Origin of the sequence: Terasakiella sp. SH-1 (assembly GCF_004564135.1) — a bacterium.
Classification (GTDB): Bacteria; Pseudomonadota; Alphaproteobacteria; order Rhodospirillales; family Terasakiellaceae; genus Terasakiella.
Window position 1 is genome coordinate 245,847 of the sequence record NZ_CP038255.1, and the last position, 12,283, is coordinate 258,129.

Here is a 12,283-nt window from a genome sequence, read left to right on the forward strand (position 1 = left end):
ATGACACAGAAAACGCATCAAAATAAGAAAAAGGTCTCACGCCGGGATTTTCTCGGCGATGCGGCCAAGGGTGCCTGCGGGGTCGGACTGTTCAGTCTGGCTCTCGGCACTGTGGTGCGTGAAGCGGAGGGTAAACTGCCAGCTGATGCAATCCGTCCACCGGGCGCGATTGGTGAAGGTGACTTCATGTCAGCTTGTGTGCGTTGTGGTTTGTGCGTGAGGGACTGCCCTTACGACACATTGAGCTTGGCCGATTTGGGCTCTTCTGTGGTTTCCGGTACGCCGTATTTCGTTGCACGCGATATTCCATGCGAAATGTGTGAGGATATCCCGTGTGTCGAGGCGTGCCCCACAGGGGCTTTGGACAAGTCACTGACCAATATTGATGATGCCAAAATGGGTGTTGCCGTGTTGGTCGGTCATGAGACATGTCTTAATTATCAAGGTTTGCGCTGTGATGTTTGTTACCGCGTTTGTCCCTTGATTGATGAGGCAATTACACTGGAACGTTCCGCCAATGAACGAACCGGGAAACATGCTGTTTTCATCCCAACGGTGCATAGTGATAAATGCACCGGTTGTGGCAAGTGTGAAAAGGCATGTGTTTTGGAAGAAACCGCTATTCGCGTGCTTCCTGAACGCATTGCTCTTGGTCAACTTGGTGCACATTATCGCTGGGGATGGGTTGAAAAAGGCAATAAAGGTGAATCTCTCATTGAGGGACAGGGGATTATTGATCTGCCTGATCGCGGCTATAACCCGGTCTCACCTTTCCCGGAAAAAACGGCCACTGGCGGCTATAAGGGGTTTAAGCCATGAGTATGCAAAATCCCGGCGTAGCTGCCGTTGAAAAGAAAGGCTGGTTGGCCGCCCATAAGTGGCTGATCTTGAGACGCTTGTCTCAACTTACTTTTATCGCTGTGTTTTTGGTCGGGCCGTTTACAGGCTTTTGGCTGGTGAAAGGAACCTTGGCGTCATCTCTGACATTGGATGTGTTGCCATTAACTGATCCTTTCATTTTCCTCCAGTCCTTGGTGGCAGGCCATATGATGGAAGCAAGTGCCCTCATTGGGGCAGGGATCGTGTTGCTGACCTATTTTGTGGTTGGTGGACGTATCTATTGTTCCTGGGTCTGTCCGATCAATGTGGTTTCTGATGCTGCTGGTTGGTTGCGTCGTAAACTGGGCTGGAAGAAAACAGGCATCCGTTTAAGCCGGGGAACCGCCCTGTGGGTGACAGGTGGTGTGCTGGTCACATCGCTGATCACGGGGACCCTGGCGTGGGAGTTTCTCAATCCGGTGACGATCTTGCATCGTTCTATCGTGTTTGGGGCTTTTGGTACGGTTGGTCTGATTGCCTTGCTGATCTTTTTAATTGAACTGGTTGGGGGGGATAACATCTGGAGTTCCCGCCTGTGCCCGGTTGGCGGTTTTTACGCCCTGATTGGGAAAGTCAGTTTGATCAAGGTCAGTGCGCGCAATCGCAAAGCCTGTAATGACTGTATGGATTGCTATACGGTTTGCCCGGAATCTCATGTCATCTCACCTGCCTTGAAAGGGGAAAAGGACGAAAAAGGCCCCGTTATCCTGTCTGGTGACTGCACAAATTGTGCACGCTGTATGGATGTCTGTGCCGAAGATGTTTTTGAATTTTCGCTTCGAACTAAAAATAAATTGGATGATGTCCGTCCTCATGAAAAGTGTGCTGAAAAGAACAGTACAGAGAGGGCGGCATGAGACTTGAAGGAGATATGACTGTGAAACGAGTCCTAATCCCTGTTGTCTGCTTATTTGCTGCGGTATTTATGATGATGAATGCAGCAAGTGCAGAAAGCGTTAAATCCTTGCGTGGGCAAGTTGACATTGAAACGACAAATACTGCAGCCCCTGTGACGCAGGTGGTTGAAGGTCAACGCCAGCCGCAAAACTACCGTCAGCAACCCCCGCTGATCCCGCATAAGATTGAGAAATACCAGATCAATCTGAAAGTCAATCAGTGCATGCGTTGTCATAACTGGCAGTATGCGGCCAAGGAAGGTGCGCCCAAGATCAGTGAAACTCACTATCTGGACACCCGTACAGGCCAACCGATGGACGATGTGGTACCGGGGCGCTGGTTCTGTACACAATGTCACGTACCGCAAGTGGATGCCAAGCCGCTGGTGGAAAATACTTTCTCACAATAAGGCCAAGGGGAACTTGTTATGAGTGAACTTAAAGAAAAAGGCGGCTTGTTTAACCGCATCTGGGCCTTGTTAAACAGGCCCAGTAAAAAGACCTCGGCAGGTAAGCTGCTGTTGGTTGGTTTGGTTGCCGGTATTGTTTTCTGGGGCGGGTTTAACTGGTCTTTGGAACTGACGAATACGGAAAGTTTCTGTATTTCCTGTCATGAAATGGAACAGAACCCTTATCGTGAATATGTGGGAACTGTGCATGATGCCAACGCCTCTGGCGTGCGTGCGACATGCCCGGATTGTCACGTGCCGCGTCCCTGGATTTACAAAATCCAACGTAAAATTCAGGCTTCAAACGAGCTGTGGCATAAAATGCTGGGCACGATTGATACGCGTGAAAAATACGAAGACCAACGCCTGAAAATGGCGACACGGGAATGGAAACGGATGAAAGCATCTGATTCTCGTGAATGTCGGAACTGCCATAACTTTATGTCTATGGACGTATCCAAACAAAACCGCCGTGCGCGCAATCGCCACCTTGAAGCACAAGAAGACGGGAAGACCTGTATTGATTGTCACAAAGGCATTGCCCACGAACTGCCAGCCGGGGCTTTCACGGCTGAACAGGAACTGGAAAACGCCCATTAAGGTGTGAACCGGATAGAGGGTGGACCAGGACAATCCTTACCCCTTCCAAATCCTGGTCAACCTCTTAACCGACCCTCCCGCCCTTTACGTTATAAAAGGGGAGGGTCGGTTTCTTTTTTGCTGTAAAAAATGCCCTAAGAGGGCTATATCCATTGTCAACACCCACAGACAAACGACCGTCATTCCGGCTATGTGAATGACATGTGAAGATAGATGGATATAACATGATCCCCGTTTTGACCCCTGATCGTGGCCTTGATGATGTCACGGCCCGTTTCTTAAAAGCTCTGGAAAGTTCTCCGTTTCAAGGAGAGATCAAGGCGGACTATCCCACCCGTTTGCTCAGTGCAACAGATAACAGCGTCTATCAGGTCATGCCCCAAGCCGTGGTTTATCCAGTTTGTGCAGAAGACCTCAACGTGGTGGCGGAACTGGGTGCGAAAGAAGAATTTCGCAGTCTTTCCTTTGCCCCGCGCGGCGGTGGGACAGGGACAAATGGCCAGTCACTGAACCGGGGCGTGGTGGTTGATACGTCCAAACACCTTAATAACATTCTTGATTTTGATGCGGACAAGCAATTGGTCACGATTCAGCCCGGTGTCGTGCTGGATCAGCTCAATGCGTTTTTGAAAGAACGCGGTTTCTTTTTCCCGCCAGCTGTTTCCACATCTTCACGCGCCACATTAGGCGGCATGACTGGGACCGATGCATCGGGGAAAGGTTCACGCATTTACGGCAAGACGTCGGATTATATCGAAGAGATGGATGTGGTCTTAAGTGGGGGGCAAACATGGACGTCCAAACCCTTAAGTGCCGATGAGATGAAAGAGGTGATGGAACGTGACGATATTATTGGGGATATCCACCGCCAGACCTATACTTCCATCGTTGAAAATGAAGAGCTGATCGAACAGACTTTCCCGAAAATGAACCGGGGCCTGACAGGCTATAACCTGCAACATGCGCTGGATAATAACGGTACCTTTAACCTGTCTTATCTGCTGGCGGGTTCAGAAGGCTCTTTGTGCTTTACGCAAAAACTGACGTTCCGTGTGATCCCGCTGCCCTCTCATAAAGGCTTGGTGACGGTGCGCTATTCCACCTTTAACCAAGCGTTGGAAGGGGTGCAGTTGATCTTGCAGGCTGATCCGGCGGCGGTCGAAGTGGTGGATGATAAAATCATGACCATGGCCCAGCAGGATATCATCTGGACGCAAGTCGGCGATATGCTGGGTGGGGAAGAGGGTGAGCCCCCGGTCATGGGCATGAACTTTGTGGAATTCGTTGGCAATTCTAAAGATGAAGTGGATGCCCAGATCAAGAAGCTTGAAAAGCTGCTCGATGATGCCTTGGAACTGGATGGTCAAGCCACAGGCTGGCGTGCCACATCGGATGGGGCACAAATCTCAGCCCTGTGGGAAATGCGCAAAAAATCAGTGGGCTTGCTTGGGGCGTTACAAGGCAAACGCCGCGCTCTTCCGTTTGTAGAAGATACCGCCGTTCCACCGGGAAATCTGGCACCTTATATTCGGGAATTTCGTGAATTGCTGGATGGGCATGGGGTGGATTATGGCATGTTCGGTCACGCCGATGTGGGCTGCTTGCACGTGCGTCCAACCCTAGATTTGACCGATGTGATGGATGAACCCAAGCTGCGTGAAATTTCTGACGGGGTGGCAGACCTGACCAAGAAATATGATGGCTTGTTGTGGGGTGAACATGGCAAGGGTTTTCGTGGCGAATATTCCCCGAAGTTTTTTGGCCCGGAACTCTATGACGAGCTGCGCAAAATCAAGTCTGCCTTTGATCCTCATAACCTGTTTAATCCGGGCAAAATCGCGACACCCTATACCATGCCAGAGGTCGAGCTGATTGCCATTGATGAAGCCCAATTGCGTGGGCAAGTGGATCGCACGTTGGATGAAGACTTAAAAGCGGCTTATCCCAAGGCGACCTTGTGTAACGGTAATGGGGCGTGCTTTACATGGGATGCGTTTGATCCCATGTGTCCAAGCTACAAGGCAACGCGTGATCGGGTGCAATCACCCAAAGGGCGTGCGGGCTTGTTGCGGGAATGGTTGCGTTTGCGTTCCATCGTTGAAAAAGATGGAAGCGGTGAAGGCAAAGATTTCAGCCAGGATGTTTATGAGGCCATGAAGACCTGCCTGTCATGTAAGACATGTGCGACCCAGTGTCCGGTCAAGGTGGATATTCCGGAAATGAAGGCCCAGTTCCTGGAAGCCTATCATGAACGTTATGATCGCCCCAAGCGTGATGAATTGGTGGCAAAACTGGAAGAACTTGCCCCTTTGACGCAAAAATTTGCTGGACTGACGAATTTTTTCCAGTCCTTGGGCCCGGTGAAATCGGTGATGAAAAATGGCTTTGGGCTGGTGGATCTGCCCAAGGTGAGTTCTTCAACAGTTGCCAGCGGTTTACAGCAACGTGATGCCCCGGCCTTTGATTTGGACGCCATGAAAGCCTTGCGTTTGGATGAAAAAGCCAAGTCGGTCATTTTGGTGCAAGATACCTTTACCACACATTATGATGTGGATGTTGTGCTGGCTCATTATGATCTGTTGGTTGGGTTGGGGTATCAGGTGTTTGTGGCGCCTTATCGTCCCAATGGCAAGCCGCTGCATGTGAAAGGCTTCTTGAAAGAATTTGATCAGCTGGCTGCAGATAATGATGGCTATTACGCCAAACTGGCAGAAACTGAAATTGACATGGTCGGGATTGAGGCCGCTGTGACCTTGATGTTCCGTCAGGAATATAACCAGCGTCTGGACAATCGCCCGGATTATACCATTCATCAGTTCCATGAATGGCTGCATGACAAATTGTCATCTGGCAAGGTGACTGTGCCTGAGGTTTCAACCTCACAAAGTTATACCTTGTTTGCCCATTGTACGGAAAAAACATCCCTGCCGCAGACCCCCAGCCAGTGGAACGATATTTTTACCGCTTTTAACCAATCTTTGAGTTTGGAAAAAACAGGCTGTTGCGGGATGGCAGGCATGTTCGGCCATGAGGCGGAAAATGAGGCCATGTCGAAAAAGCTTTATGACATGAGCTGGAAAGACAAGGCGGTCAAGGCCGGGGCAGATCGTATGCTGGTAACAGGTTTTTCCTGTCGCTGTCAGACCAAACGCTATGGTGATTTCAAACCGCGTCACCCGGTAGAAGTCTTGGTGGAATTGTTGAAGTAAGTGGTGTCATCCCCGACTTTGATCGGGGATCTTTTCCCCATGAGATAAAGGTCCCCGCTTGCGCGAGGACGACAGCTTTGGGTCTTTAAACCTCATCCTCAATATGGCGGGATACTTCGCCATAGAGATTGACATATCCGGCATCCAGAACAGGGATGGCGCGAAAGGTGATGAGGGTGGCGTCGTTACAGCGGATATCACCAAAGACTTCCTTGCTCTCATAAAAAGCTTTGCGCACCAGTTCAGCCAAAGCCGGGGCGACGAACTCTTTACTGTCATCGCCAAATAATGCCGTTTGGTTCTTCGCCGCCACATTGGCATATAGGACCTTGCGGTTTACGGAACATCGCAACAATGCATAAGGTGTTTCGTGTAGGAAACGGGCCTGAAAATCAGATGCGGCCTTGGCTTCACTGATTTCTACTCGTAAGGCTTCGATTTGTTTGGCAAGCAGGGCGTTGTCATCATCTTTCTGGGTCAGTTCCTGTGCAATCGGTGTGCTGGCGAACTTACCGCTGTTGCTTTTCAGAAACTCTTGCAGGCGTTGTTGCGGACGGACGTGGAAGATAGCATAAAGCCATAGGCTGGTGAGCCCGAGAAGGAGGGAGATAATCGGTGCAACCACCCAGTTTAAAAGACTTCCCCAAAACGGATGGGCCATCAAATGCCCCCCGTTCAATCGCAGGATAAGCCAGTCAAAGGCCAGCCCGTCTTGCAGGCGCAAGGCAATATCCAGTTTTGTTTTGTTTTGGTCCCATTGGGTCAGTTGGAGGTGTGTCGTGCGTGGTGGTGGGAAATTATCACGGGTTTCCCCGACACTTAAGGGAATATCTTTTGCTTGTTGCAGCTTGACCCCTAAAACGGCATCGACATTAAGCAGGTCATTGACCTTGAGCAGGATATCATCCGCTTCACCGCCACTGCTAAGCGCCGTAGAAGCCAACGTGCGGGCAAAGGTGGTGAGGGTGGTTTCACGCAACTGTTCTTCTTGATGGCGCAACAAGCTGCCCAGTGCGACCAGCAAGATAAAGCTCAGCCCCATGATGATCCATGTGGCTTTACGTGCGTTCTTGGATTGCCATGCAAGTTTGATCATTGGGGAAGCCTTTTGTTACTCAGGTCCGCGAGTTAGAACTTAAAACCAATGCGAATGCCCAATGTATCCATGCCTTCATTGGGACTTGCCAGCCAGGCGTTGGAAACATGATCAAAGAATAATGAGACATTGGTTGTTTCTGTGATGTGATAGCCAAGTTCGATTGGGAAATGGAACAGAACCTTGGAACCAAGAGCTTTGCGCTTCACATTGGTCAGTTTTTTATTTCCGTTATGGACAGCGCCGCCAACCCCAAGGGCAAAATAAAAATCATCGGCGAATTCCTTTTGCCAACGTGCATCCAGATATGCTTTGGATGTATCGCCTTGTGAATTTACAGACAGGCCGATGGCTGGGCTCATGGTGCCACCCCAAAAGTTCAGGTCATGGTTTAAAATGACTTCGCCATTGATATCCAGACCACCTTCGCGGTTAAAGCCACTCCACAAATTATCCGTATCATGATCAAGCAGGCCGAGCTTGACCTCTTTGATCATATCGGCCTGTGCAGGGTTGTTTGTTCCGATGAAAAGAAGGGCGCTTAAGGCAAAAAGAATGCGTTTCATGAAAAGGAACCTTATTTACTGCAACTACTCAAAGCTTGTGTCACCGCTGCGGCAGTCATGACACTGGTTTGATTAAAAGACAGTTTAGCGTCATTGGCAAGAAATGTCGCAAGGGCTGCGGGTGCAACAGTTTGCATGACGTGTTTGAGCGCACAATTACACAGCGGTTCTGAATTGGATTTTGCTCCTGTGCACCAACTGGTGAATTGTTGTTGCTGTGCATCGCTATAGGCTTCTACTGCCAAAGCGCTGGTGATATTCAGACAAAAAAAGCTGACGATCAGTGCAAGTGTGAGTTTTTTCATGGCCTATCTATTCCTTTTTTTCGTGATGACCTAGATCAACGAGCATCTAATTCTTACATGGTATAGTCAGAATACAGTAAAAGAAAAACACTATCCACTGAATAGGGATAGGGAGGTGTGCCATGAAATATCTCAGCGCTGACAGTGTCTTTTACATTATTGTCAAGGCACGTGAATTTGATGTGAAGGTTGCCCCGGAAGGGCTGGACCGCGAGTCTGATTCTGTCGATGATGGTTGTGTGGAAATTCTGGAAGATTATGCCGACGATCCCACCGAAGACGAACTTCACGAGGCGCTTGCCAATCTTAATCAAGACCAGCTTCATGAATTGGTTGCTCTGGTCTGGCTGGGCCGGGGAACCTATTCCAAAGACGAGTGGGAAGAGGCGGTGAAAGAGGCCCAACAGGCGGACCCTACATCCAAATCCACCCCTGAATATCTGATGGGAACCCCCCTTCTGTCAGATTATCTGGAAGAAGGTCTGGCAGAAATGGGGGTATCCCTTGAAGAGTTTGAAGTCGGACGCTTATAGCATTTGTGATTAGGCTGACTTCACATCAGAGAGGAAGCTTTCTACAATCTTGCGCAAGGACACAGACTGGTCATTGAGCATGGAAGACGCATTTAGCACTTCTTTTGAGGCTTGGCCCGTATTATTGGCCGCCTGGTTCACCTCAATGATGTTCTGGTTCACCTCCGATGTGCCTTGGGCGGCCTGTTCGATATTGCGTGAAATTTCAGACGTGGCAGCACTTTGTTCTTCCACCGCAGCGGCCACGGCAGAGGCGATATTGTTCATATCTCCAATGACCTGGTTAATTTCATTGATGGCTTCAACCGTATCCAGACTGACAGACTGAATGGCACGGACCTGAGCGTTGATTTCTTCGGTTGCCCGGCCTGTTTGTGCAGCCAGTGATTTGACTTCATTGGCAACAACGGCAAACCCTTTGCCCGCTTCACCTGCGCGTGCTGCCTCGATGGTGGCGTTGAGGGCCAGCATGTTGGTTTGTTCGGCAATATCACCAATCAGAGCGGATGCAGAACTAATCCGGCTGGCTGTTTCAGACAGGCTGTTGACCGTTGCCTGACTTTCCTGCGCTTTTTGGGCGGCAGTCTGGGCAATCTCGGTGGAGGTTTGGACTTGTTGACCCACTTCGCGAATAGAGGCTGTGAGTTCTTCCGAAGCGGCGGCAACGGTTTGAACATTGTTGGATGTTTCTTCAGAGGCCCCGGCAACAATTGTTGCCTGTGTACTGGTCTGTTCTGCCGTTGCCGACATCCCGTGGGCAGTACTATCCAGTTGGTTGGCCGCAGAAGAAACAGAATTCAGAGCGGCGTTAATACCTGTGTCAAAGTCAGACGCCAGTTCTTCGATTAGGCGGGCACGTTTTTTCTGAGCTTCTTCAGTTGCACGTTGTTGCGCGGCCATTTTTTCATTTTCAATAAGGCGGGCACGGAAATATTCAACTTCCTTGGCCATATTACCAATGGCGTCTTTGCGCTCTTGTAAAGGGGTTTCGTGGGTCGTATCCCCATTGGATAAGGCTTGCATTGTATTGGCAATGGTCAAGATGCTTTGGCGGATATCACGTGAAATAAAGAAGGCAACGATCAGGATAATCAATGTAATGGCAACAAAGATTTCAATTTCCTGAATGGCAATGTCCCAAAAAGCAACATCAACATCATCCATATAAATCCCTGTTCCGATGACCCAGCCCCAGGGTTCAAACAGTTTTACATAGGCAAGTTTGGCAATCGGGGTGTCATTGCCGGGTTTGGGCCAGTGGTACGAAACAAAACCTTCGCCCTTGTTTTTTGCTGTTTTAACAATCTCGCCATAAACGCGCACGCCATTTGGGTCTTCAAATTTTTCAAGGTTTTTACCACTGAGGGAAGGCTTGATTGGATGAGTGATGACCACATGGTTCAAATCGTTAATCCAGAAATAGTCTCCATCGCCATAGCGCATGGACAAGACAATTTCCTTGGCTTCATTTTGTGCTTCCAGAAGCGTTAAGTGCCCCGTATCCACTTCATGTTGCAGGCTTTTAAAAACACTGTGAACGGTTTGCACGAGATTGCGTGTTTGATTTTCGCGATCTTCATGAAGGGAGTTGTTAAGAGCATATAACCCCAAAGAGGCTGTGGCGAGCAGCCCAAGGATAGAAAGCAGAACGATAATGCTCAGCTTTGTGCTGATTTTTATATTGCCAAGAGACATTGCACGATTCCTAATATAGCACGATTTGATGCTTACACGTGTAAGCATCTTTTTTCATTATAGGGGGGATTTATGCAATGTATGTGACTTACTTCACCAAAGCAACGAATAATAGGTGTAATTTTATCAAAAGTTGAAGGCTTATTGACGTATGATCCAGCTGTCAGGCACACCGCGATCAGAGGCTGTGGCCCGTGCGCTTTCGGCCTCGCTGGCACTCATGGGGCCAACCATGACACGTTGATAGGTGTTGCCGTTGACATCAATGGATTTGATAAAGGCATTATTCATGCCCACCATGGTAATGCGATCTTGCGCATAAGCTGTTTCTGCAAAACTGCCAAGCACCACATAAAAGCCGCTTTCATCACCTGCTGCCGGGCCAAGTTCAATGGGGCCTGTCGGTGCGCTTTCCGGGGCGAGTTCATCACTATAAGGCGCCCCATGTGCAGATTCAAAGGCGGCCATATCGTTATAGCCTTCCTTACGGCCTGTTGTGCTGGCGGTTTCCAGCTGCATCGGAGCCATTTCATCATAATTAGTTGTCGGGGCCAATTGGGTCGGCTGGTTCATTCCTACTCCACGTTCCAAGGCATCTTGGGCTGAGAGTTGCGGGGAAGGTGTTTTCTTAAGCGCATCGCCTTCAAGCAGTTTTTTAATCAGCTTGTTATCATCTGCTACAGCAGGTTGAAGGGTGCTTTCAATAACCAGCTTGCCAATGGAATCCTGATTAAGCTGCCCGGTGGCGAGAAGGAGTTGGTAGTTTGCCAGTCGATGGGCGTAATCAGATGACGTCACTGCAATACGGACATTGAGCAACTCAAGGGCGGTATCCAAGACCGTAATGATGGTTTCCTTGCCGCTTTCCATCATTTCGTGGCGTGCATTAAAGGCTTCGGCTGCAATGGTTTCCGCTTCTTGCAAGGTGCGATAGCGACGGCGTTCCGTCTGGATAATGGAAAAAGCGTTGCGCACCTGTTCTTCAACTTCCAGATGTTTGTGACGCAAATCCATCATCGCGGCGTTGTGGCGAAGGGCAGCAGCCCTGCTTTGTGAGCGGGTGCGATCCCCATCAAACAGGTTCCAGTTCATTTTCAACAGAACGCTACCTTCGTTTTCTGCCCCATCTGTCCCATCCACATTATATTTGGCATCGGCAGAAGCCTCGAGATCGACACGTGGATAAAGCGCGGATTCAACAGACCCGACACGGCTGGAGGCTGCTTCGGCCAGAAGGGAGGCACTTTTCAGCATCGGATTATGCTTGCGTGCCACACGGATGGCTTCTTCCAAGCTTTCAGGGACCACTTCTTGTGGGGCCAAGGGGTCTTGCATGCGCCCGGCAGGGGGCACACGCTGGAAAAGATGGAAATAGCGGTTTTGGCCTTGACGTTGGGACCCTTGATAAGCTGTCAGGGCTTCGCGAGCCTGAGCCAGACGGGCGCGAGCTTGCAGCAAGTCGGCTTGTGACATACGACCCACATTGGATTCAGATTCAATGAAGGTTTTGATCTGTTCCACCAGTTTGACGTTGGTCTGGGAAATTTCCACCATTTTGTTTTGCAGAACAAGATTCAGATAGGCTTGAATGCCTTGAAACAGGATCAGCTGTTTGGTGGTGTCCAGATCAGCCAGGGTACTTTGATGGGCGACCTGAGCGCTTTTGGTTTCAAAAACACTGTAATGACCATCAAACAGGTTATAGGTTGCCGTCAGGTTCCCCTGTACCCGCATATCATTTTTACCGGGATTATCTGTGCGCTGATACCCGGTATCGCCACTGAGTGCAATGACGGGGGCCGTCAGCCCATAAGCAGCCTTGATATCTTCGCGTGCGGCATCACTTAAAGAGGCTTTGGCACGGATGGCCGGGTAGTTTTCCAAAAGATAGACGAGTTCAGCTGACAACGGATTAGCTTGTGCCTGAGGGGCAAAGCCAACAGCTGCAACCATCACACAGGCGCTGACTGTATTGCGCCAAAATCTTTTTAAACCCAGTCCCATATCTGTACCTTCATGGATGAATCAGATTCATAATTAGAACCTACGATATAG

At 49.6% G+C, this 12,283-nt stretch carries 11 protein-coding genes; 6 read left to right on the top strand and 5 right to left on the bottom strand.

Going from position 1 to position 12,283, the window contains the following annotated elements; all coding sequences use genetic code 11:
• The 5 genes from napG to E4K71_RS01150 all read left to right on the top strand — a co-directional run bounded on the left by napG (position 1) and on the right by E4K71_RS01150 (position 6,033).
• The gene (gene napG, locus E4K71_RS01130) at positions 1-819 is read left to right on the top strand and encodes a ferredoxin-type protein NapG (protein ID WP_135075337.1); all 819 of its coding nucleotides are present in this window, start codon (positions 1-3) and stop codon (positions 817-819) included.
• Positions 816-1,736: a quinol dehydrogenase ferredoxin subunit NapH gene (napH, locus tag E4K71_RS01135; RefSeq protein WP_135075340.1), complete on the top strand. Its 921-nt coding sequence runs from the start codon at positions 816-818 to the stop codon at positions 1,734-1,736. The genes napG and napH overlap by 4 nt, the downstream gene beginning before the upstream one ends.
• Positions 1,733-2,185, top strand: a complete 453-nt coding sequence (locus tag E4K71_RS01140) for a nitrate reductase cytochrome c-type subunit (RefSeq protein WP_240796855.1) — start codon at positions 1,733-1,735, stop codon at positions 2,183-2,185. The genes napH and E4K71_RS01140 overlap by 4 nt, the downstream gene beginning before the upstream one ends.
• Before the next feature lie 18 nt (positions 2,186-2,203).
• Positions 2,204-2,824, top strand: a complete 621-nt coding sequence (locus tag E4K71_RS01145) for a NapC/NirT family cytochrome c (protein ID WP_135075343.1) — start codon at positions 2,204-2,206, stop codon at positions 2,822-2,824.
• Between the two features lie 224 nt (positions 2,825-3,048).
• Positions 3,049-6,033, top strand: a complete 2,985-nt coding sequence (locus E4K71_RS01150) for an FAD-binding and (Fe-S)-binding domain-containing protein (RefSeq protein WP_135075346.1) — start codon at positions 3,049-3,051, stop codon at positions 6,031-6,033.
• Between the two features lie 85 nt (positions 6,034-6,118).
• Here E4K71_RS01150 and E4K71_RS01155 read toward each other — a convergent pair whose 3' ends face one another.
• Genes E4K71_RS01155 through E4K71_RS01165 form a run of 3 tightly spaced genes read right to left on the bottom strand, consistent with a single transcriptional unit; the run spans position 6,119 to position 8,000 of the window.
• Complete coding sequence (locus tag E4K71_RS01155) at positions 6,119-7,129, bottom strand: hypothetical protein (protein WP_135075349.1); 1,011 nt, start codon at positions 7,127-7,129, stop codon at positions 6,119-6,121.
• Between the two features lie 32 nt (positions 7,130-7,161).
• Positions 7,162-7,695, bottom strand: a complete 534-nt coding sequence (locus E4K71_RS01160) for an acyloxyacyl hydrolase (RefSeq protein ID WP_135075352.1) — start codon at positions 7,693-7,695, stop codon at positions 7,162-7,164.
• 11 nt (positions 7,696-7,706) lie between these two features.
• Complete coding sequence (locus tag E4K71_RS01165; protein ID WP_135075355.1) at positions 7,707-8,000, bottom strand: hypothetical protein; 294 nt, start codon at positions 7,998-8,000, stop codon at positions 7,707-7,709.
• 122 nt (positions 8,001-8,122) lie between these two features.
• Here E4K71_RS01165 and E4K71_RS01170 point away from each other — a divergent pair, with 122 nt between their 5' ends.
• Complete coding sequence (locus E4K71_RS01170) at positions 8,123-8,533, top strand: DUF3775 domain-containing protein (protein WP_135075358.1); 411 nt, start codon at positions 8,123-8,125, stop codon at positions 8,531-8,533.
• Positions 8,534-8,542: 9 nt separating this feature from the next.
• Here the strand turns inward: E4K71_RS01170 and E4K71_RS01175 are convergent, their stop codons facing one another.
• A complete protein-coding gene (locus E4K71_RS01175; RefSeq protein ID WP_167730185.1) occupies positions 8,543-10,228 on the bottom strand; it encodes a cache domain-containing protein in 1,686 nt (561 codons plus the stop codon).
• A gap of 141 nt (positions 10,229-10,369) precedes the next feature.
• Positions 10,370-12,232, bottom strand: a complete 1,863-nt coding sequence (locus E4K71_RS01180) for a TolC family protein (RefSeq protein WP_135075364.1) — start codon at positions 12,230-12,232, stop codon at positions 10,370-10,372.
• Positions 12,233-12,283 lie beyond the last annotated feature (51 nt).